The organism is Pedobacter suwonensis (assembly GCF_007833675.1).
In the GTDB taxonomy this organism is placed as follows: Bacteria; Bacteroidota; Bacteroidia; order Sphingobacteriales; family Sphingobacteriaceae; genus Pedobacter; species Pedobacter suwonensis.
Window position 1 is genome coordinate 2009614 of the sequence record NZ_CP031708.1, and the last position, 23437, is coordinate 2033050.

General features: G+C 40.8%; 13 protein-coding genes. 3 read left to right on the forward strand and 10 right to left on the reverse strand.

Going from position 1 to position 23437, the window contains the following annotated elements; genetic code table 11:
• Positions 1-14 precede the first annotated feature (14 nt).
• From DV942_RS08060 to DV942_RS08070, 3 genes are all read right to left on the reverse strand, one after another.
• Positions 15-3506 (reverse strand): SusC/RagA family TonB-linked outer membrane protein, encoded by a 3492-nt coding sequence (locus DV942_RS08060; RefSeq protein WP_186462451.1) that lies wholly within the window; start codon positions 3504-3506, stop codon positions 15-17.
• Positions 3507-3772: 266 nt separating this feature from the next.
• Positions 3773-4957, reverse strand: a complete 1185-nt coding sequence (locus DV942_RS08065) for a FecR family protein (protein WP_145856676.1) — start codon at positions 4955-4957, stop codon at positions 3773-3775.
• Positions 4958-5054: 97 nt separating this feature from the next.
• A complete protein-coding gene (locus DV942_RS08070; RefSeq protein ID WP_145856678.1) occupies positions 5055-5642 on the reverse strand; it encodes an RNA polymerase sigma factor in 588 nt (195 codons plus the stop codon).
• Positions 5643-5938: 296 nt separating this feature from the next.
• Here DV942_RS08070 and DV942_RS08075 point away from each other — a divergent pair, with 296 nt between their 5' ends.
• Together DV942_RS08075 and DV942_RS08080 are read left to right on the forward strand one after the other, a co-directional pair.
• On the forward strand, positions 5939-8611 hold the full coding sequence (locus DV942_RS08075; RefSeq protein ID WP_145856680.1) for an alpha-L-rhamnosidase: 2673 nt from the start codon (positions 5939-5941) through the stop codon (positions 8609-8611).
• 158 nt (positions 8612-8769) lie between these two features.
• On the forward strand, positions 8770-9600 hold the full coding sequence (locus DV942_RS08080; protein ID WP_145856681.1) for an SGNH/GDSL hydrolase family protein: 831 nt from the start codon (positions 8770-8772) through the stop codon (positions 9598-9600).
• Between the two features lie 28 nt (positions 9601-9628).
• Here DV942_RS08080 and DV942_RS08085 read toward each other — a convergent pair whose 3' ends face one another.
• The 7 genes from DV942_RS08085 to DV942_RS08115 all read right to left on the reverse strand — a co-directional run bounded on the left by DV942_RS08085 (position 9629) and on the right by DV942_RS08115 (position 19535).
• Positions 9629-10039 carry an SGNH/GDSL hydrolase family protein gene (locus DV942_RS08085; protein ID WP_145856684.1) on the reverse strand — a complete coding sequence of 137 codons (411 nt, stop codon included), beginning with the start codon at positions 10037-10039 and terminating at the stop codon, positions 9629-9631.
• Positions 9985-10773: a hypothetical protein gene (locus DV942_RS08090; protein ID WP_145856686.1), complete on the reverse strand. Its 789-nt coding sequence runs from the start codon at positions 10771-10773 to the stop codon at positions 9985-9987. The genes DV942_RS08085 and DV942_RS08090 overlap by 55 nt, the downstream gene beginning before the upstream one ends.
• 295 nt (positions 10774-11068) lie before the next feature.
• Positions 11069-12793: a RagB/SusD family nutrient uptake outer membrane protein gene (locus DV942_RS08095; RefSeq protein ID WP_186462452.1), complete on the reverse strand. Its 1725-nt coding sequence runs from the start codon at positions 12791-12793 to the stop codon at positions 11069-11071.
• Between the two features lie 10 nt (positions 12794-12803).
• On the reverse strand, positions 12804-16277 hold the full coding sequence (locus DV942_RS08100; RefSeq protein ID WP_145856690.1) for a TonB-dependent receptor: 3474 nt from the start codon (positions 16275-16277) through the stop codon (positions 12804-12806).
• 152 nt (positions 16278-16429) lie between these two features.
• Positions 16430-17551: a FecR family protein gene (locus DV942_RS08105; RefSeq protein ID WP_145856692.1), complete on the reverse strand. Its 1122-nt coding sequence runs from the start codon at positions 17549-17551 to the stop codon at positions 16430-16432.
• A 63-nt stretch (positions 17552-17614) separates the two neighbouring features.
• Entirely contained in the window at positions 17615-18190 is a 576-nt protein-coding gene (locus DV942_RS08110) for an RNA polymerase sigma factor (RefSeq protein ID WP_145856695.1), read from the reverse strand.
• Between the two features lie 319 nt (positions 18191-18509).
• Positions 18510-19535 carry a GntR family transcriptional regulator gene (locus DV942_RS08115; RefSeq protein ID WP_244950854.1) on the reverse strand — a complete coding sequence of 342 codons (1026 nt, stop codon included), beginning with the start codon at positions 19533-19535 and terminating at the stop codon, positions 18510-18512.
• A 726-nt stretch (positions 19536-20261) separates the two neighbouring features.
• Between DV942_RS08115 and DV942_RS08120 the strand changes: the two genes are divergently transcribed.
• Positions 20262-23423, forward strand: coding sequence for a SusC/RagA family TonB-linked outer membrane protein (locus DV942_RS08120; protein ID WP_145856699.1), 3162 nt, complete (start codon positions 20262-20264; stop codon positions 23421-23423).
• The last annotated feature ends 14 nt before the right edge of the window (positions 23424-23437 follow it).

The window sequence follows — 23437 nt, forward strand, 5'->3', positions numbered from 1 at the left end:
ATCCTGTTTGATAATTAAAACGTAACGTGTGCACCTAAACTCACTGTTCCCTGAGCGTCCCTTGTACTGCCCAGAAATTCCGGATCTATACCATTTTTATTGGCCGTCCACAACAATAGGTTGTTCAATTGGACCCGAAAGGAAACATTTTGTACATGTATGGACTTGACTAACATTTGAGGAAGATTGTAGGATAATGTAATATCGCGTAGTTTGATATACGCTCCGTTTAATGCGTATCGCTGAGACTGATTGAAATAACCGATGTTGCGGGCACTGGCTAGCTCACCGGAAGATACGTATCTCGGTATATCCGTTCTTTGTTCATCACCCGGAACCTTCCAGCGGTCCAGAAATGCTAAGGGCAGTGAATTGCCGCCAAGAATGGACTCATTTGTTGCCGGATTGCTATTATTGGTAATTCTATTCCCTCCACTATAAATCACGTTTGCACTCAGATTGAATGACTTATATTGAAAATTATTGTAAAGCCCACCTGACCATACCGGTTGGGTAGTACCAGCATAAAGGATATCTTCGGGTTTAGTGATGTTGATTTCAGAAGTCACCGTACCATCCGCAAGCCGAACTTGTGGATCTCCATCCGCATTTAAGCCGCCGTTGTTATAAACAAAAAGCGTGTATAAGGGATAATTAACTAACCTTTCTCTTCCAACAAGCTCATCGCCAGTTACTGGATTATTCTGAAGCAGACGTGTCAATTTATTCTTATTGTAGCTAAAGGTGAGCCCGGTACTCCAGCTAAAGTTACTGGCGACGATGTTTGCTGAATTTAATGCTACATCGATCCCTTTATTATCTAGGTTACCGAAATTGCCTATTACATTTTCGTAACCTGTAAGCGGCGAAGTGGAAAGCTGGCCAATCAGGTCAACGGTTTTTTTAATGTATCCATCAATAGATCCGGTTAACCGATCATTGAACATAGAAAAGTCGATACCGGCATTATATACCTTCGTGCCCTCCCAGGTTAGTTTGGTGTTGGCTGGAGAGTTTAATAAATAACCTGCACCTGTTACATAATTGGGATTATTCTCTGCCACCAGAATATCGTATGATGCAGCCGCTCCGGCAACGGGGGCGTTACCCGTAATTCCGTAGGTAAGGCGAACATCCAATTGATTGAGCCAGGTAGCCGGCTCCAGAAAATTTTCCTCACCTAATGCCCATTTGCCGCCAATACTATAAACTGGTCTATTCTGTGCCGACTTATCCCGCCCGAACAAATTACTTTCGTCGATTCTCCAACTGGCATTAAAGGTATATTTTCGATCGAATGTATATCCCAGATTAGCAAAATAGGAGGTGGTTCTGGCTATTCGGCCTTCAGCACCTCCAACGTTGTTTTCCAATGCTGAAGTCCCGCCTATTCCATTAACTACCAGACCTAAACGAGCCATATCTACTGGCCTGGAAGTTTGCAGCTGATCATCCCAGCCGTAGTACGTTGCCGATGTAGTTACCGGAGTACTACTGGTGGCTTGCTGTCCGGCCATCAGCGAGAATTGATGTTGCTTCCAATCGCGGTTAAACACCAACTGGTTTCTTAAAGTCCAAGACCTTGAGGAATTGGTTCCGGTAATCAGCCTTCCACCTATCTGGGGGAGATTATAAACAGGGGTTACAGTAGCATTCGATGCCTGGGTAAATTGAACTACCTGTGCTCTCATTGCATAATTGTCTTGTTGTCTCACTGCGCGTGTATTGGTATTGCCCAGGTTGTAACCGTAGGTACCCTGAAAATCGAGTCCTTTCAAAATGTTTACCTTAATGCCCCCAACCAGTCTGGCAAAAATGCCGTTGCTGGTGTCATAAGCCCTATCCCTTTCCAGAATGGGATTATAATCGAGGTTGATTCGGCTCCTTGACTGGTACCGTGTTCTTAGCGAATCCGATAGGGGAACATCCTTGTAGTTAGCCAAATAATTTATGTTCAGGGGGTTGCCATTAAGATCTTTAAACAACTGATAAGGAACTATGTTGCGATCGGCCTGATAGGTATTGCCATTTCGGGTCACCGTATTCGTTAGATCTGCATTTATAGAAGCGGTTATTCTTTTATTGATAACCAAGTTGTTATTCAGGTTAATTTTGTATTGATTGTATTGCTCACCCGGTATGTTACTTTGCGTACCAATGTGGTTGATTGAGCCGTAAAAGGTATGTACCTTACCTCCTCCGGAAACTGATAAAGTTTGGTTGAGCGTACCTGCATCTCTAACAAAAAGATCGGCAATCTGTGCAGTATTGGAAAGCCCGGCCAAACTGTCCAGTTTAAAGTCTGCCTGCGCCCGGGTAATGCGGTTTCTGGCATGGTCATATAGAATCTGTAAATGAGGAAGGTTCCCAAAGTTGCTGTTAACCGTTCTCCAATCTGGAAAATTTGGAAGAAACTGAGGAAAAAGTTCTTTGGCAAGCGCAATAAATTGTTGCGAATTCATACGTGGTACATAGTCGAGATCTGGCCGGCCCTGAAAAGCATAATAACCATCGTAATTTAATGTCAGCCGATCGCCGGCCACTCCTTTTTTTGTCGTAATCACAATCACGCCATTTGCTGCCTTAGCACCCCAGATAGAAGCTGATGTGGCATCTTTCAAAACGGTAATATCTGCAACATCCTGCTGATTTATCTGTTCAATATTGCCCTCAAATTCAATCCCATCAACCACAATCAATGGTCTGGTAGAGGTTAATGGATTATCGCCAATGGGTAAAGAACTTTGTCCTCTCACCAACAAACCGCCTGGACCGCGAGTGGTTAATCCTGGAACCAATCCTTCCAGCCTGGTTAAAATATTTGGCGTACTGGTTCTGTTCTGCATTACTTTAAGATCTGGTTTGGCAAAAGATCCCGCAGCACGTTCCCTTGATATTTCCTGATAACCAGTATTGAATTTTATTTCTACCTGTTGAAGATCGTTACTCATCACGGCCATCCTGATGGTGCCGAGATTGGCCGCTACCGGGCGCTCAACGGGTCTATAACCTACATAAGCAATGATAATTATTGCATCCTCATCTATATCCTGGAGATAAAATTCTCCATTTTGATTAGTAGCTGTGCGGATATTGGTATCATCAACAAAAACAGAAGCACCCACCAAAGGCTTCCCGGTTTCGTCCACTACTTTGCCCTGAACGTTAATCTGCCGGTTTTCCGGATTGCTGTTATTATTTAGTTTAGGTTCAGGCTTTTTTTTAATGGTTATAATCTTGCTCTCAATCGTGTAGATAAGAGCCGAACCAGCCAGTACCTGCCCCATGGCTTCGTTTATATCCGCATCTTTAAAGTCAACATCAACCAATTTATCTTTTGGCAATATTTTGGCATCGTAAAAGAAATCATAGCCACTTAGTTTTCTGATCTCTCTAAAGACACTTTCTAACGGGGCATTTTTTTTATGGAGGGTAATTCTTTGGCCGAATGTTGCTGCACTGACCTGCAAGAGCGATGCTATTAGAATCACGGTGGTTAATCGCATAATAAGCATAATTTTTAAACACAGACGGTTAGAAACAGCTGTATATAAACTGTATTTTTTATACATTTGTCTAGTTTGGTTTTTTACAGTGATCCTTACTTTCGACGGACCGGAACACTGTGGTAAACAGATAAGTTAATTGCCAGGCTGAACCAGTGCTGATAATATCACACTGGTTTTTTTCTAAGTCTGATAACGTTGTGTGGTCTTCATGTTAGTTGTTGTTTAGGTTATTGATTAGTTTGATTTTTTTATTATGGTTTGGATTATGGCTTAACGTATATTTTTCTGCCCTCGACTTTAAACTTCACAAGACCAGAGGATTCGATCGACTTTAAAACAACAGCTAAAGGTTTATCCCTTGCAATCCATCCGCCTGATTCCATATCATTGGGTACCGAAGCATCATATACCACCTCCACATCATACCATCTTGCAATGTCACGCATCGCCGCTTTAAAGTTGACGTGGTTTAAATAAAAGTCCCCTTTTGTCCAGCTCATGACCTGCTCGATATCTGCTTTACCAGTCTGGATAGTAATGCCGTTAGAAATAGCCTGCTCACCGGGTTTTATTTTCTTTTTCTCTTTACCGCTGGTAACCTGAACAGCACCCTCCAACAAAGTGGTGGCTGCTAGTGGTTCATCAGCATATGTATTCACATTAAAATGCGTCCCTAATACTTCTACCTCTTGTCCCCTGCCTTTCACAATAAAGGGATGAACACGATCTTTCACTACTTCAAAGTAACCTTCCCCCTCTAGTCTCACCAAACGTTTACCTTGTTGAATCAAATGGGTGGCAAAAGTCAGTTTAGATGCCGCATTTAACAAGACCACAGTACCATCTGGCAAACGCACCTCGTAGGTCTCTCCCTTTGGTGTAGAAATGGTATTCAAACCGTTTGATTCTTCCGCTGCATTCTTAACCTCGTAAATCAGTTTTCCATTTTCAGATTTGGTAATAACGATACCTGCGTCTTCTGCAAGTTCGCCATTCGTGGCATCAGACAGCTGGATCATCTTTCCGTTGGCAAGGGTCAATGTTGCTCCTCGCCTGGCCGGCACAATATTTTCACCTAAATGATTTGAGGCTTGCGGCCCTGAAGCCATGTTTCTGTTTGTAGATAAATACAGTCCGATACTTAACAACGTAATCAATACTGCTGCTGCTCCAGCTATACGGGACCAAAGGCGTATTTTCTTTACGGAAGGCTGAAATGGATGTACATTTACAGTTAAGAGCGTATCCATCAGCTCTTCAACCCTATCCTGTTGGAATGTCGGGGTGAATTGATCTGGCTCAAAATTATCCCAATGGCTTCTCAAAAGTTCACTTACCTGCGTCTCATGGGTTTGATCTGCCATGAGTTCGAATAGTTCCATTTGCTCCGCTGCAGAAAGCTCCTGAAGCCTTTGTTTTTTAAAAAGAAAAGATAATCTTTCGTTCAAGGTTTTGTTTGTTAAGAATAAACAAGTTGATTTTGCTGGTCGCTTATCGGTAAAGACACGCCAGGAGCAAAATCGGGATATGGAAATTAAAAAAAAATTAATTTCTGATGGAAAACAGCAGAATGCTTAATGCAGCATGAATTTTAAGGAATTCAGCAACTGAACGGGCTGCCCACTGCTGATATTTTTTTACTGAATCTGTAGAGATGCCCATGTGCTCGGCAATCTCCCTGGTTTTCAGACCTTGCTGTCTGTAATAAAGTACCTTTTGTTGTGATGCCGGAAGCTGTGAAACCGCACGTTGTAATACGTCTTGATAGGTTTCGCTGTTATTGATGTCCAATTCCTGATCGTCATTCCGGTATTGAACATCATCGGTATACAGCTGGCTTTGCTTACGATCAGCCACGATTTTACGAATACAATTAAGCGTATAATTTCTCGTTAAAATGAACAAATAAGAGGTGAACTTGTCCAGATGAGGCAACGTTTCCCGGTTTTCCCAAATTTTAACAAAAATATCCAAAACGATTTCCTCACACATCTGAACAGACTCGAGCAAGGTGAAAATGTATTTGGCCAAAGGTTCCTGATAGGCTCTAAACAGCTCGGCAAAGGCGCGGTCATCCCCCCCTGCAATTTTTTGCAGCAACTCTTTTTCATTATCAAGGGGTTTGATCGCCATTTTGAATACCCAAATATATCAATCCATGCGCAAGGTAACAATAAATTTAATCTGCATTAACCTAAATTTCATGCTAAGAAACATAAGGACTATACGCCATAGTAATTGCAACGGCCAATTCATATTAATACCAGTTAATACCAAATCTGCCAGGTTAAATCGAAATTATCGATATTAACAACAGGATAAATGCAAACAGTTAAGGACAGTTGAACCGCTAATTTTAATTATTTTGGACCCGGACAAATAGCAATCTATTTTATCCCGATGTTATTTTTTATTTCCCAATACTCGATATGAGCGTAATCAAACCAAATTTATTAAACTACTTCTTAACCTTTATACTGCTTTTTTCAGGCGCTCAGTCGGCAAAGGCAAATGAAATCATTAAGTTAAAATGCGAGCATTTAATTAATCCGATTGGCGTTGATAACCCTAATCCCCGGTTATCATGGCTAATGGACGATAACCGTAAAGGTGCATTACAAAAGGCTTATCGGATTATTGTTGGTACAGATTCATTACAGCTTAAAGGTAACATGAATATACAGTGGGATACAGAAAAAGTAAATTCAAGTAATAGTTTAATTACCTATAAGGGCAGGGCGTTAATGCCGTTTACCAAATACTTCTGGAAAGTAGATGTTTTGGATCAGCATGATAAGCTCATCTCATCAAAAATCGCAAGTTTTGAAATGGGGATGATGGGTGCTGAAAATTGGAAAGGAACCTGGATTAGCGATGGAAATGATATAAATACCCGTCCGGCACCATATTTTAGAAATGTTTTCGAATCTGCCAGGCAGGTAAAATCTGCGCGGGCCTACATTGTAGCAGCAGGCTTGTATGAACTTTATCTCAATGGCAAAAAGGTTGGCAATCATCGCCTGGACCCTATGTACACGCGTTTCGACAGAAGAAATTTATACGTTACCTATGATGTAACATCCAACATCCGGCAAGGCAAAAACGCCATTGGTGTTATTTTGGGAAACGGTTGGTATAACCACCAGGCCTTGGCGGTTTGGAATTTTGATCAGGCACCCTGGCGGGACAGGCCTGCATTTTGTTTCGATTTAAGAATTACCTATACTGATGGTACAACGGAAACCATAACTTCCGGGAGTACCTGGAAAACCAGTTTAGGGCCAATCATTTCTAATAATATTTATACTGCCGAACATTATGACGCAAGGTTGGAGCAAGAAGGCTGGAATAAAGTTGATTTCGATGATACAAAATGGCATGGAATCAACCTGAGGGCAGCCCCTTCAAAAAATATTGTTGCCCAAACCATGCATCCCATCCGTAATGTGGAGGAAATAAAAGCCAAAAGCCTGCGGAAGTTTAATGACACCCTTTACCTCTACGATTTGGGGAGGAACATTGCTGGCGTAAGTAAGATAAGGGCTTCAGGTAAAAAAGGAACGGTAATTAAACTTAAACATGCAGAACGCTTATCTGCAAACGGCCGGGCAGATTTATCCAACATTGATGTTTACTATCGTCCGAAAGATGATACCGATCCCTTCCAAACCGATATTTTTATACTAAAGGGAAATGGCGAAGAAGAATTTATGCCTTTGTTTAACTATAAAGGGTTTCAATACGTAGAAATTACATCAAGTGAGCCGATTAGATTAGAAAATAAGAGCTTGGTGGCGTATTTTATGCATAGCGATGTCCCCGCTATCGGGAAAATAGCATCATCAAATCCACTGATTGATAAAATTTGGTGGGCAACAAATAATTCCTATTTATCGAATTTATTTGGCCTCCCAACAGATTGTCCACAAAGGGAAAAAAACGGATGGACCGGAGATGGACACTTCGCTGTAGAAACGGGCCTGTATAATTTCGATGCTTTAACTGTTTACGAAAAATGGTTAGGCGATCACCGTGATGAACAACAACCAAATGGCGTTTTGCCAGATATTATCCCAACCAGCGGATGGGGCTATGGTACAGCTAATGGAACTGACTGGACCAGCACAATTGCCCTCATTCCGTGGAATATTTATATGTTTTACGGTGACACAAAAGCATTGGCCGATAATTATAGCAACATCAAACAATATGTTGATTATGTAAACAGCATTAGCAAAGATGGTTTGACAACTTTTGGCAGAGGAGATTGGGTTCCTGTAAAATCTACTTCAAATTTAGAATATACCTCATCCATTTATTTTTATGTTGATGCTGATATTTTAGCTAAAACCGCTAAGTTATTTGATAAGCAAAATGACTATCTGGTTTATAGTGCTTTAGCTAATAAAATTAAAAAAGCCATTAACAACAAGTATTTCGATGCGGAAAAGGTTAGCTATGGTTCAGGCGTGCAAACCGAGCTGAGCATGGCTTTGCAATGGAATATTGTAGAAGATCAATATCGGTTGAAGTTGGCCGAAAATCTTGCGAAACGAGTTGCTGCAGACGGCATGCATATTGACGTTGGAGTGCTGGGTGCAAAAGCAGTTTTGAATGCCTTAAGCGATAACGGACAGGCCGAAACGGCGTACAAACTGGCTACACAAGATACGTTTCCGGGTTGGGGCTGGTGGATTGCAAATGGTGCAACAACGCTTCACGAAAACTGGGATATAAAGGCCACCAGGGATATTTCTGACAACCACATGATGTTTGGCGAAATTGGCGGATGGTTTTTTAAGGGAATAGGCGGAATAAAAATTGATGAGCAGCAACCCGGTTTTAAAAACATTTTACTGCAACCCCACTTTGTAGCCGGCTTAACCCATTTTACAGCAAGCCACGAAAGTCCGTATGGTACAATTTTGTCGTCATGGAAAAGATATGCGAAAGGCGTAAAATATGATGTAAAAATCCCTGCCAATGCAACTGCCAGTATAACCATTCCTGAAATAGCCGGGAAGAAAGTTTACCTAAACGGAAAAGTAATTAACAATAAACTTGATATGCCTGCCGGCAGGTACGTTTTTGAGATCAGATAACCAATAAAGCTCTTTATATTAGCGTCGGATAAAGTCCCGTTATGATAAGCTGGAATGACGAAGCAATGTTACCATGATCGTTCGGTTATCTTCGTGCCCTGCAATAAGATCCTTTAAGCGGTAGATTAACCAGTTTGACACTTACAAATAGTCCTTCAATGAAAAAAATACTTTTTACACTTGGCCTCTTTTTCATTTCGTTTTTATTTGATAGCAACAAGACTAATTGGGTCGCCATCGGCGATTCTATCACTTACCTGAACGATCACCTCGAAGAAACCGGGAACCGCGTGCATAAAGGTTATCTCAGCAAGGTAACGGATGAATTAAAATGGCTAAATTACATTAACAAGGGTTATAATGGTTGGACAGCAGGGGCAGTAGCCGAAAAGATTGAGCGCCTGAATATCCCTAAAGCGGAGGTTTATACCATATTTTTGGGAACTAACGATTGGTGGGCAGGAAGACCAGTGGGACAGATAGAAGATTATAAGTTAAATAAGAGTAATAGCACCTTCTATGGTTCAATGGCCATCATCATAAGTAAAATCAGGAAATTAAGTCCAAAGGCCAGGATCATACTCATCACGCCGATGCAACGGGCTGACTTTGTATATATTGCCGATAAAAACAATAATGCCTATGGTTCATACAAAGAAAAATCAGGGCAAACATTGGAAGATTTCGCTAATGCAACCCTAAATATCGGGGCCGAAAGTGGCTTTAAGGTAATAGACCTGTATCATGATAAATCCCTTGGCCTGAAGAAGCTTGTAAAATTTAAACGACTGAAAATTCCGGGAACAGGGACTTATAAAAATTATTCATTGAAATCTTCATTTAATATACCCTTTAATCCTCAGAATGATGATTATCCATATCCTCCAGAAGCCATTCAAATGACATACGACGGCCTGCATCCATCTGACAGCGGCAATCAGGTAATCGCAAATAAACTAATTAAAGTACTTAGTTCATTGGAGCACTAATACATACCATTTATTTGGATTGAAACAATTATTTGATAAAAAGTCCGCAAATCATTTGTGCATACCACCTGGAAAGATAGTCATTGGGATGGTTGACATTGTTTCCGGTCATATCCTGATAGGCTTTATTCCTGAGCAATTCCCTGTGTACACCAGTCATATCTACAACTTCTACATCCGTTGAAGCAAGTTGATTTAAAACTTGTAGATATTGTCCCTGTAAACCATCCTGAACTGCCAGGGGATTAGCCAACATAGGCGCAATCAGTATAAATTCTGCTAAAGGATTATCAGCCTTTACTGTTTTAATTATAGATGAAATTTGATTCTTGAAATCTTCAGCACTAACATGCGAAGCACCATCATTCATTCCGAATCCAATAATCACCACATCCGGTTTTTCTGGCGAAACCAGCGCTGAAGCTTGTTCAGCCCCCATCTCGCCATTTTACCGGCCACCGATGGATTATAATATGTTATACGGCTTTTAAAATATTGCTGGAGTTTCCAGCTAACGAGCTCTGGCCAGCTTGGCATGTAAGGAGGGCCACCAATAAAGCCGCTTGCATTGTAACCGGTTTCAATGCTATTTCCGTAAAAACAAAGTTTTACTGACTGCCGATCCTTTAACCGTTTTTTACTTCTGGCGAGCTTCATTTGGTTAATAAACGGCCTGGGCCCTACCCAGTTGGATGGTTTGGTTTTCTTGTAGGTAACCAAAATCTGCCTGGATTGGAAAAACAAACCTTCCTTAAATAAGATGTATCCTCCTTCTTTTTTTGCGGCCATTGACAGACCGGGTTTGAGCATATTAAACTCCAGATCAGTGATTTTAAATGTTGGAATAGCTGAAGCTGTTAAAATTTTCAGCTTACCATCTTTTAAAGTCCAGTCTACTTCCTGTTTATAGCTGATAGAATGATCTGCCGAGGTAACTGATAATATTTTTTTTGCCGGAAATAGAAGGCTGGCACTAAATTCTTCCCCTGATTGAATAACCATTACTGATTCATCTATAAGAATAGGTGTTTTCCAAAAAGGATTCATATACTCATCGAGATCGATATACGGTGTATATTTAGCCTCATCTAAAGACTTAGTCTGCCCAAAAACTTCAGGTGAAGGATAAAACAAGATGGCCAGAAACAGCCAAAACAAAATTCTATTGCCCATTTTAGTCAAGAAATAAAGTATTGAAAAGCCTTAAATATTTCAGGTTTTGGATATATCATAAGCATAAAATTGCCATCCTGAGGGATAACTTATGAATAGCAATAGATAAAATCAAAGCTTTATAAATAATCTTAATGCAAGTGTTTAAGATTAGCTTCTCTGAGCACTCGTGGTTCCCGCATGCGCAAGAATAACCGCCACCCCTGGTGGATTCTGGTAGAGGTTATGTATCGATCAGCCGTTATCCTAAAGAAAACCGGCCGGCAATGCCGACCGATTCTAATCTAACTAACCTTTACCATCCTGGATTTTGGTCCAATTTTTTTCCGCTGTTTGCATAAAAGGCAATTTCCCGGAGCGGCAGGGGCTGCAGATAATCCCTGTTCGGATTAAACTTACGTCCGGTTTCCGCAATCAAAAAGCCGTTTGCATCCACGCGGTTTAGGTAAGCCGCGTTGCTATAAGGTGCACGCGTTGCCCATTGGGTACCTGTAATTTTTATGCCCTTAATGTCTTGCGGAAGTTCGGTTTCTGCAGTCTTCCATCTTCTAAGGTCATCGTAACGAAAACCTTCCAGGCAAAGCTCAACTGTACGCTCCCTTCTTAGCTCGTTTCTCATATTCAATCCGTTGGCCGTGACAAAAACATTTGTAAGTTTAGGCATGCCTACCCGATCCCTGATTTTATTGATGCTTAGATCCAGATCTGCATCCGAAATAGAACCATTTTTTTCATATACTGCTTCGGCATAATTTAAAAGTACTTCAGCATAGCGCATAATGTGCTTATCAAAGTCAAACAAACTCGCTGCGCCTTGTCGGCCAGAGTTATTGGCAACAGCATCTTCAGACATATATTTGTAAAGTATGTAACCAGTATTAAAATTTCGCTGCGGATTGTCTGGCCAGTTGGCTACCTTGGTTACAGGATTAAATACGCGATTGGTTAACGTTCCGGGAATAATCATGGTCATGGTCATTCTCGGATCCCGGTCCTGAAATTCAGATATGAAAGTTTGATAGCCCTGGAAAACTGTTCCAGGTGAGGTAATCGGGAGGCCATTTTTATCCAGGTAAAGGTCTGCCATTTTTCGGGTCGGGTTATAGCCATCCTGATCATAGGCGTAGGGTACATCATGGCCAAAAATATTTCTTTGATACCTTCTGTCAAGCATGGTTTCCTTCGAATCATCTCCAGCTTCCAGAAAAAGGTAACGGTAACTCTGTGCACCGTTCCCTACATATAGGGAATATACACCACTGCTGATCACTTCCTGTGCGGCCGCAACTGCAGCGTCAAGGTAAATGTTGGCATTGCCCTCTCCCCTGAATTTAAGCCAGGTCCCCTCAAATAATGCAACCCTTGAAGCAAGGCCAGAAGCAATGCCCTTATTAATTCTGCCAACGTCTCCTCCACTCAGGTTAAGAGGCAAGTCAGCTTTGGCGGCTTGTAGATCTGCTAAAATAAAATCCGCAGTCTGGGTCATACTTGACCTTGGTGCAAACAGGGCCTCATCGCCAGTTTGAAGTACTTTCGAGATTAGCGGAACGCCTCCATAAAGTCTGAAGAGTTTATAATAATAATAGGCACGGAAAAATCTGGCTTCGGCAACATATCGCTTTATGCCCGCATCGGTGCTGGCAGCACCTTTATCAATGATGTTGTTCGCATAGCGGATATTGGTGTATAATCCAGACCAGGAAGTGGTTTCAGTTGGCAGTAGCTGTCCGTTGCTAACCGAATTGGGGTTGTTGAAGGCAATATCAGATTCGGTATCTTCAGTACCCCATTGTTCCAGTCCCTGATAAAGTAAGTTTGCGGCAAGTTTGTAATCAGCTGCTGTTTTATAAAAGGTTGCATCGGATATATTATCTTCCGGCACAAGATTTAAATCTTTTTTACATCCTCCTAAAGCTGTTAAGAAGAGCAACAAGCATATTCCCGAAAATACTTTGCCAGCAGAACGCCGGCTGATAGCGTCAGCGAACAAGCCAGGTTGATTAATATTATGGATTTTCATAAGAATCATTTTAAAATTTAACATTCAAACCAATTGAATAAATTTTGCTGAAAGGATAAGTACCCTCATTTCGGAAAGCGTCCTCGGGATCAAAATTCCCTCCAAGTGTGCCTTTTGAAATCGTGAATAAATCCGTACCACTTAAGAACAGTCTTGCAGATTTAAGTTTAACAGCTTTAGCAATATTCTCCGGGAGGTTATAACCTACTGTAATTACTTTAAAGCGCAGGTAGGCCACATTTTGCGTAACTAGCGTTGAAGAACGGTAGTTATTCGAGCGCAGGTCGTCAAACCCCACATTACCTGGAATGAATCGGGGATACTGAGCTTCAGGTCTGTTCGGGCTCCAGGTACGGCCGTTATAATAGGCCAGCGAAGGCCAGAAAAAAGTGTTTGGTGTCGCAATATTTCCACCATACTGCACATTACGTTTTCCAACACCCTGTACAAATATCTGCAGGTCAAATTGTTTCCAGCCGAGATTGATATTTGAAGAAAAAGTATATCTTGGGGTCAGATCACCCAGGTATTGCATATCACCAGCTAAACCTTTGCTTTTATCTCCAAATGGCGTTAATACTCCATCGCCATCTAAATCCTTGAACATAGCATCTCCAATACCAATTCTTGCCGGAATTTCCTGGAGTTTTTTATAGTTGTCCAGTTGAGCCTGATTTTGAATAATACCGTCAAATACATATCCGAAGTAGGAATTCATTGCATAACCTTGCCTATACTGGTTGAGGCCAACTTGTGGATTATCGCTATTTTTCAGTTCCAGTAGTTTATTCTGTGCATCACTTAACTGAACGGAAACACTATACCTGAAGGCGCCCACATTATCCTTCCAGGTCACAACAGCGTCAAAACCTTTTGTCTTTAGTTTACCCTGGTTTGAAGAGGGAGCAGAACCGCCGAAGGTTGCAGGGACTGCAATGGCTACGAGCATGTCATTGTTGATTTTATTAAAATAATCGAATGAAAAACTCAATCTAGAATTCAGCATTGCAACATCTACACCAATGTTTCTGTTCTCTATCGTTTCCCAAGTCCTGTCAGCAGATGCCGGGTTAGATCTTACACCAGGTAATCCTGCATTAGGAGAACCGATTGGGTAAACACCCGGCTCTCCAGGCGGAATAACCCGTGTAACCAATGGGATATAATCATAAAGACCCAGTGCACCAATTTCTTGATTGCCCATTTTGCCCCATGACGCACGAAGTTTCAACTGGTTGATGGCTTTTATTGACTTGATGAAACGCTCTTCTGAAAGATTATAAGCCAAAGCGGCTGAGGGAAATACCGCACTCCACCGTTTATCTTCCGCAAACTTTGAACTTCCGTCCGCGCGGGCAGTTACATCCAGAATCAGTTTATCTTTAAAGGAATAACTTACCCTTCCAAAATAAGAACCAAGCGACTGCCTGTTTAAAAATCCTCCAAAATTAGCGAAGGCTACGTTTGTCCGGTCAGCTAGATTTAATGTAAAGATATCGTTGCTGACAAAGTTATAACCCCAGGTATTCTGCCCGTCATTTTTGGTTTTTTCTATCGAAGTGCCAGCAGTTATGTTAATTTTGTGGCTTTCCCCAAATTGTGTATTATAATCTGCATAAAGCTGATAAAGCTCATTTATGCTTCGGCTATTACTATACTGAGCAGAGTTAGGTGTTTGGCGAATATCCTGTATACCGCCTGTGTAATTGTAACGGGTAAAGGTTGGCAGCGTATAATTATTGTTATTGTAATTCAGTCTCAAAGCAGCCTGCGCAGTCAGCTTTAACCCAGGTATGACACTGTAATCTGCCTTAAAATTTGTGGCAAAATTTGAGGTATTATCCATGGATATACCGGCCTCAGATAAGCTTTGGGCGGGATTTTCATATCCCTGGTAGCCATAAAATTGACCAAACGGATTAAATACCGGCTGATATGGGAATTGCCTGGTTACATTTGTGAGGGCATTACCCAAATTAGTTGGATTGGTATTGCCTAAATTGGTATAACTGGTTCGCGTTTCCAGATTCAATTTTGGAGTCAGGCGAAAATCGTAATTTAAGCGCAGGTTATAGCGTTGAGAATTATTTATCCCATAGCGCACAATACCCTCGTCTTTATTGTATCCTGCTGAAAAAAGATAATTATTGTTCTCTCCACCACCCGAGATTGAAATGTTGTGGAGTTGCTGGATGGCACTTTTATATATTTCCTTATTCCAGTCTGTATAGCCGAAGAATCCAGGATAATTAGTGATGTTATAATTCCAGCCCACCGCTTCCATAGGTGCATTTGCACGGATTTTATCGAAGACAGATTGTGGAAATCCGGCAATACCTACGTTGCGCAAGCCTTCGTCCATAAATTCTGCAAATTCAAGGGTATTTTGCATTTTTCTTAAATAGCTCGGTTCCTTAAGGCCGAAGGTAGCGCTATAACTGACTTCAGGCGGGCCGCTTCTGCCTTTTTTGGTGGTTACAATAATCACCCCGTCTCCGGCACGCGCCCCATAGATGGCAGCAGAGGCATCTTTCAAAACAGTTACTTCAGCTATATCCGCCGGATTCAATGTATTAAAAGTTCCAAAACTTGTTGGCACACCATCAACTAACACAAGTGGAGAATTTCCATTAATTGAGGACGACCCCCTTACATTAAAGCCATATTCGCCGGCACCCGGCTGGCCTGATCCTTTAGTAATGGTAAAGCCGGGGATAGTCCCTTGTAAAGCGTCAAGACTATTATTAAGTGCCCGGTTTTCGAAAACTTCTGATTTTACTGTCGAAATGGCTCCCGTTACAGCGCCTTTAGTTCTTGTTCCATAACCAACAACTACAATGTCCTGTAGTTTAGTATCTGCCTTTTTTAATCTGACGTTCATAGTGGCTTGCCCGTTATAGTTGATTTTCTTAGTTTCGTAACCTATAAAAGAGATCACCAGAACGGCGTTGTTTCCCGGTACGTCTAACGAAAAATTTCCATTTACATCAGTTGTGGCACCGGTTTTTGTACCGTCTAACAGCACGCTTGCGCCAACAATGGGTCCACCATCAGCTGCATCAGTAACACTTCCGGTTACCCGCTGTTTTTTTTGCTCATTTACGGGGTTGGTAAGTGGTAACGGCCTTCTGCTGATGAGAACTGTTTTATTTTTTATGGTATAACGGACCGGCTGATCTTTGAAACATTGTTCCAGCACAGCAATCAAATCCATATTGCTCGCCTTTAACGAAATCGGCTTCGCCGTCTTTACGTCTGCGTTATTGTATAGGAAATCGTAATCGGTTTGTTTCCTGATTTGTGCGATCACTTCCTTAAGGTTCGCTTTATCGGCATTGATGTTGATTTTTTGTGCAAAAATCTCAGCCCTTACCTGGAGAAACATAACGATTAGAAAAACAAAAGTTAGTTTCATTTTCAGTAAATAATTGGAATATACATAGGAGTTCCTCCTGAATAGTAATTCAGTAAATTTTTTATACATTTGGTTAATGGGTTTAGTTAAACTGTTGTCGGTTTATTTACCTGTTAGGCTAATTATAGTCATCTGCCAGGGACGGTCGCAACGTTCCTGGTTTAATGAGTTAGTTATTTTTTTTCAGAAATTCCTCCTTTCTAATATGATTGGTTTGTGGATTAATCGGTGACGATTACCTTCTTTGGGGTTATAGTGAAATGAACATTTCCCAATTTTTCCAAATTTGCTAATATTTCTGAAAGCTGCTTTCCTCTGGAAAAAGTTCCGCCAAAGTGTTCTGTATTTTTATCGCTCAGGAATTGAACATCTACATTGTACCACCTGCTCAAAACTTTCATAATACTGTAGACATTTTGATTGTCAAACTGAAAATAGCCATTTTTCCATGACAATATCTCGTCCCTATCTATTGCATGGATCAATACATCATCATTTGCGGAGGAAGTTGTTGCGCTTTGCCCGGGCCGTATTGACTTTTCCACTTTAGTTTTTAAGTTTGTAACACGCACTGCCCCCGAGATCAGCGAGGTGGTAACAAATTCATCATCCTGATAGGCACTAATGTTAAAATGGGTACCCAGGACAGAAATTTCCTGTTCTCTTGCGGTGACTAAAAAAGGTTTCTTTTTATCATGGGCAACCTCAAAATATACTTCGCCGGTTATAGAAACTTTTCGATAATTACCTTCAAATGCGGCCGGAAAACTGATGGATGAAGCTGCATTCAGCCAAACCTTGGTTCCGTCAGATAATACCAACTGATATTCACCGCCACGCGGGGTGGTCAATTTGTTTATCATTACTGCTTCCGAAATTTCTTTACGCCCTTTGTATACCAATTTTCCGGTTTCTGTTTCCGTCACCTGTACAGTGCCTTGACTTGCAACGTCGCCTTTCGCGGGGTTTCCCAGTGAAACCTCTTCCCCATTGGCCAATGTTAATATTGCTTTGTTCCCACCGGGTTTGAAGTCTGTACGTGCTCTTTGAACAACTAAATTTGTGCGGGGACTATCAACTCTTTCTTTATAGAACCAAAATACGATAATGAATAGCAAAATACCTGCAACGGCAGACAGCCAATACCAAGGCTTAAGCCTGTGCACCGGAGAATTCAGCGATAACCAGACTTTGCTTTTCGCAGCATTTATCTCATCCTCCGTAAAGTGCTGATTATCAGAATTCCAGTTGAGATACCAGGTTTCCAGGAATGCCTGTTCTTCAGGAAGGATTGTACCTTGACGAAACTTTTTCAGTAAATCATTAATCTTATATTCAGGCATAAATAATTATCGCTTATATCTTATAGACAATTAAGTAAATGGTATAGGGGTAGAGAAATCGAATTATTTTATAAAATACAAAACAATGTAGAAGAACAGGCCCAGCCTAAATCTTAAAACCTTAAGGGCATTTTTAACATGGCTCCTTACAGATTGTTCTGTAATATTTAAGTCCTTTGCTATTTCAATATAAGTCAGGTGTTCAGATCTGCTCATTAAAAATACGCGCTTCATTTTTGGAGGCAGACACTCAATTTCTTTGGCAATGAGCGCTGAGAGCTGACGTGCCCGCACCAGATGATCCGTCTGAGACTCAAATTTTTCAGTTACAGCCAATGATATTTTGTACTTTTCCTGGAAACCAGTGCGTGAAATAAGGTTTAATATTTTATTTCTGGTGCAGGTAATTAAATAATTGGATAAACTGGTGTGAATATTAATAGATTGGGCGCCAGACCATAAGTCTACAAAAATCTCTTGAACAACGTCTTCAGCTTCCTGTGTATTTTTGAGTCGTTTGCGGGCATGAACGTAAAGTATGCCAAAATACCGCTGATAAAGTTCAGCATAAGCACAACGGTTTCCGGACTTTAACAAGTCCAAAAGCTGAGTATCCGTAGCTGCGTTATATTTGGTCATTCGATAACGTTTTGTTGAATCGCAAATCAGGCTGAGTATTCACCGTAATCAAATGTAACAATATCATAACAACCCCGCAACCTTATCTGTCTGTAATGGCATTACTGTTCGCATCGATACGGGTTTTCAATTTTACGTCTGTGTATTTAACTTGTGTAACATTAAAAAAGGAAGGCCAGTCACTTTCAACCAAAAGCGTTTCTCAACGAAAAGACCGGCCTTATATCCTTTTTAAGCGTCAGTTTTAATTAGCCGCTAACATACCCACAAAGATATATTATGATTAATATAAACCGTCACCTACTATCCCATCAAAACATCATACTGAATTTCGCTGTGTAACTTTGAAAGGTATAGATACATGAGATTTACATCCACTCATGATCATATCTGCCGCTGTCTCTCCCATCATCATAAAATCAGTTGAAATTGTAGTTATACCATTAAGAATTATTTTTTTTATAGGCGTTTCATTGTATGAGATAATACCTACGTTTTGGCCAAGCACCAGGTTGGTGGAGATGAGCTGTTCGATAAGTTCTATAAGATCATCCTCTCTCAAATTAATATATACGGTACCCTCCATCATCACCTCATTTTTTAAATTGGAGAGAATTTCATAATCGAAGGAATGGTGTACACAAAAATTTATAAAACCTTCCAAAATATTTTTAGAATAATAGCTGTTTGCAGGAAATATGATTTTTATGGTTTTATAATTATTGAGCCTATCTTTAAGTTCTACCAATGCACCATAAATATCTTTTTGAAAATCTTCATAGACGGCACAAAAATCACCGTTGACTTCCTTAATCAATTTGTCAACGAGAACAAGTTTATCTTTGTTTATGGTTTCTATAAGTGTATAGGTGCTTTCCTCTTCATCAAAAAAATGCGGTATGATAACAACCTTGTCATATGAGTCGGCTTTAGATTCAATAATTTTCCTGAAGACATTGATTTCATTGTTATAAATGTAAAAATCAATCACCCCGAATTCTCCCAGCCTGGCGACCAAAGCATCGTAAATAATTTTTTTATGGTTACTTAATTTGTTGAATAGCAACAAGACTTTTATCGGATGGGTAAAGTCAACCTTACAGATATAATAACCTTTGCCGGGAACGGAGTCGACTACACCGAAATTCTTTAGCTGACGGTATGCCCGCTCTACCGTATTTCTGGCAACATCCAGGGCAATGCTAAGATCATTAATAGATGGGAGTACATCATCAACCTCTAACTGATTGCTTTCTACAGCAGCGAGAAAAGCATTGTATATCTGCAGGTATTTCGGGGTAATGGATTCCTCGTTAAGCTTTATAAATTTTAAATAATTCTTCATTATCATTTGTTGACGCCTGTATCCAGATCTCTCCTGAAACTGACGTTGAATTTATACTTGGTTTTATAAGTGACAAATGAAAAAGCCTTATGGGGGTAAGAGATTTCAAAATTTTCTTCGGGGAAAATTATCCGATTTTTTTTTGACTGAGCTAAGTCTCTACAGGTAAGAAATACTATATCTATGGAGCAATCAATTCAGCAGCTTGTTAATATAAAACGTTTTAGACAAGCACAATCGACAATATCTATCAGACAGTTGAGGATGGAAGTTTAATTCAATCGCTGGATATTGGCCTCAATAAAAATAACCAAATATTAACTATATGAATACACTAACTAAAATGCCGAAGGCATTGTATGGAAACGCATTTTCTTTTTTATGCAATTCAAGCAGTAATGTTGAACCCATTTTAACGCCTTTTAAGCATAATATCCATAATAAACTAATTGAAACATAACCGATCGCCCACGCTCGAATTCCAGTTTACACTACCGAACAACCGCTAACAAAAGAATAGCCCAATAACCGCCAGAGTTTAATAATACCAAACCATAAACAATTACTATGATTAAAAATAATTACAGAAAACCATTTCGATGAGCATGGACAGAAAGCGTAGCCGAGGCTGGGGTTTTAATCTCACACGTCTGCAAAAAAGTAAAAGGCCGTGTCTGGCCCAAACTGAGATCAATAAACCTAATTTATCGTTTTTTAAAAAAAATTATGCAATCTAAATTTTTTACAAATCGCCTGTTCTTCATCTTTCGGGATGAATCAAGGCTAAAATTGCTGTTTACGCTTTCGCTATGTGTGGCGATGCTCATACTTTCACCTTTAGCCAAGGCTTCAAACTTGGCAAGAGTGCTAACAGACTCTAAGCCTTTAACCCTCCAGAAAAAGTCCGGTAGTTTAAAAAACTTTGCCCAAATAACGGGAAAGGTAACCGATACACTTGGAAAGCCAATCCCAGGGGTTTCGGTGCTTGTTAAAGGGACTAAAAAAGGAACAACAACAGATACTAATGGAGAATTCAGGCTTGAGGCTACCTCAGGTGACATACTGGTTTTCCGGATGACCGGCTTTACAACAACCGAACTCAGGTTAGGAACGCCAATCCGCTATGAAGTTTCTTTAAAGGAAGAGACTTCTGATTTAAATGAAGTTGTTGTTGTTGCGTTCGGAGCACAGAAAAAAGTCACATCAATTGGTGCCCAGAGTACAGTGAAGGTAGATGATCTTAAGCAGCCGGTAGCCAATATTTCTAATTTGGTTGCAGGTCGCGTAGCAGGAATTGTTGGCGTTCAGCGCAGTGGAGAACCTGGTTATGATAATTCCGAGATTTACATCAGGGGTATCTCGACATTTACAAGCAGTTCTCCCTTAATACTGGTAGACGGGGTTGAACGTTCCTTCAATAACATTGATCCGGAAGATATTGCCAGTTTCAGCGTACTCAAAGATGCATCTGCTACCGCACTTTATGGGGTAAGAGGTGCGAATGGGGTGATCATTATCCAGACTAAGAAAGGACGTGTTGGCCAGGCGACTATAAATGCGCAGTACGATCAGGGTTTGACACAGTTTACCAAACTACCTGAATTTGCTGACGGGGTAACTTACATGGAAATCGCAAATGAAGGCTACCGAAACAGCTTCCCCAATGATCCCAACCCGAGATATTCTGCTGCCCGCATTGCCGCCACCCGCGACCAGACAGATCCGGATTTGTATCCGAACGTGAACTGGTTTGATGCAATTCTTAAGAATACAGGTAATAACCGCAGGTTAAGGGTAAATGCTAATGGCGGTTCCGAAAAGGCTAAATATTATCTATCTGTTGGTTACTATGATGAAACCGGCATGTTCAAAACCGATGAATTGGCCAATTACAACTCATCGATAAAATTCAGCCGCTTTAATTTCACTTCCAATCTTACGCTAGACGTTACCAAAACGACTAAAGTCGATTTTGGCGTATCAGGATGGTTAAGTAATGGAAACTATCCGGGATCAGGTACTGGGAATATCTTTAACGCAGCTTATGTATTAACGCCTGTTACCATCCCTATTCAATATTCTAATGGATTAGCCTCCAAAATCCGTACTGGTGATGTAAGTAATCCATACACCATACTTACTCAGTCTGGCTATGCAACTGAATTCCGTGGACAATTATGGAGTAACCTAAGGGTTACCCAGGATTTATCGTTCCTGACAGATGGACTTTCTGTTACTGGCATGTTTTCTTATGACAACTATAATAACCACAAAATTTCAAGATCAAAAACCGTTGATGGCTTTTTGGCAACAGGCAGGGATGCGAATGGTAATCTCTTATTTGATCAAACCCAGATTGGCACCAACTATCTCGGATATGGACGGGAAAATGGCGGTAGCCGACAGTTCTACATGGAAGGCGCCATCAACTACACCAAAAAAATTAAAGCGCATGATTTTGGTGCCATGGTCCTTTACAATCAATCTGACCGGGTGGAGGCCTTCGCTGGCGACTTCATCACCTCTATTCCCTACCGTTATATGGGGCTAGCAGGTAGATTAACTTATGCCTACGACAATAAATACCTTGCCGAGGTCAATTTTGGTTATAACGGATCTGAAACATTTGCACCTGAAAAAAGGTTCGGATTTTTCCCATCCTTCGGGCTAGGCTGGGTTGTTTCGCAGGAAAAGTTTTATGAACCCATCAAAGACGTTTTATCTTTCATGAAATTCCGCTTCTCTTATGGTACGGTTGGTAACAGTAACATTGGAGGCCGCCGCTTTGCCTATATCAGTACCATTACCAATCAGGGAGGATACTCGTATGGGCAAAACAACACCAATAATAACATTGACGGATTAAATTTTGGAGATTATGCAGTGGACGTTTCCTGGGAGCGGGCAACTAAATATAACTTAGGTATTGAGCTAAAGGCATTTAAAGACGAACTTTCAATTGTTGCAGACTTATTCCGCGAGAAGAGAGACGGAATTTTCAGGCAGCGTGGGGATGTCCCATTAACAGTTGGGGTTCCCAATCTGCCTTATGCAAATTTGGGCAAAGTTAACAATACCGGTATCGATGCAACGGTAGATTACCAGAAGCGATTAGGTGATTTTACCCTTGGCATAAGAGGAAACATCAACTGGAACAGGGCTATCGTTATCGATGATGCAAATGCACCATGGCCTTATCCATGGCAACAGCGAATCGGGCGCAAGTTAGGTCAACGATTTGGTTATATAGATGAAGGTTTGTTTAAATCTGATGAAGATGTTGCTAACAGTCCCTATCAAACAGGCATTAACAAGGCTGGAGATATTAAGTACAAAGATTTAAATGGCGATGGGAAAATTGATTCTTACGATCAGGCACCTATTGGTTATGGAAGTATTCCTGAAATCGTATACGGCTTTGGACCTACTTTTAAATGGAAGAACTGGTCTTTAGCTGGATGGTTCAAGGGCATCAGTAATGTTGATATTTTTCTCAATGGTGATGGTTTCCAGCCATTCAGGCTTGGGGGCGAACGCGGAAATTTATTCAGTGCCATCACCGACCGCTGGACACCGCAAAACAATGCCTCTAACCCACTCTACCCAAGAATTACATATGGAAATGATAACATGAATTACGAAACGAGTTCATGGTGGACTAAAAACGGCTCCTTTTTACGTTTGCAAACGGTAGAATTGAATTACAATTTCGCAAACAAAAAATGGTTGAAAAAAATTGGTGCATCAAACCTGAACATTTATTTCATTGGCTACAACTTGTTAACTACAAGTGAATTCAAACTATGGGATGTTGAGCTGGGTGACGGAAGGGGTTCGCAATATCCATTGCTAAAAACCTACAATATGGGTTTAAGGTGTAATTTTTAATAAGTTGATTTAAG

Bases quoted from the DNA above. Each gene is read 5' to 3' on its own strand.
- DV942_RS08060 (WP_186462451.1), bottom strand. From the start codon at position 3,506: ATGCGATTAACCACCGTGATTCTAATAGCATCGCTCTTGCAGGTCAGT.
- DV942_RS08070 (WP_145856678.1), bottom strand. From the start codon at position 5,642: ATGGCGATCAAACCCCTTGATAATGAAAAAGAGTTGCTGCAAAAAATT.
- DV942_RS08075 (WP_145856680.1), top strand. From the start codon at position 5,939: ATGAGCGTAATCAAACCAAATTTATTAAACTACTTCTTAACCTTTATA.
- DV942_RS08080 (WP_145856681.1), top strand. From the start codon at position 8,770: ATGAAAAAAATACTTTTTACACTTGGCCTCTTTTTCATTTCGTTTTTA.
- DV942_RS08085 (WP_145856684.1), bottom strand. From the start codon at position 10,039: ATGGGGGCTGAACAAGCTTCAGCGCTGGTTTCGCCAGAAAAACCGGAT.
- DV942_RS08090 (WP_145856686.1), bottom strand. From the start codon at position 10,773: ATGGGCAATAGAATTTTGTTTTGGCTGTTTCTGGCCATCTTGTTTTAT.
- DV942_RS08095 (WP_186462452.1), bottom strand. From the start codon at position 12,793: ATGAAAATCCATAATATTAATCAACCTGGCTTGTTCGCTGACGCTATC.
- DV942_RS08100 (WP_145856690.1), bottom strand. From the start codon at position 16,277: ATGTATAAAAAATTTACTGAATTACTATTCAGGAGGAACTCCTATGTA.
- DV942_RS08105 (WP_145856692.1), bottom strand. From the start codon at position 17,551: ATGCCTGAATATAAGATTAATGATTTACTGAAAAAGTTTCGTCAAGGT.
- DV942_RS08110 (WP_145856695.1), bottom strand. From the start codon at position 18,190: ATGACCAAATATAACGCAGCTACGGATACTCAGCTTTTGGACTTGTTA.
- DV942_RS08115 (WP_244950854.1), bottom strand. From the start codon at position 19,535: ATGAAGAATTATTTAAAATTTATAAAGCTTAACGAGGAATCCATTACC.
- DV942_RS08120 (WP_145856699.1), top strand. From the start codon at position 20,262: ATGCAATCTAAATTTTTTACAAATCGCCTGTTCTTCATCTTTCGGGAT.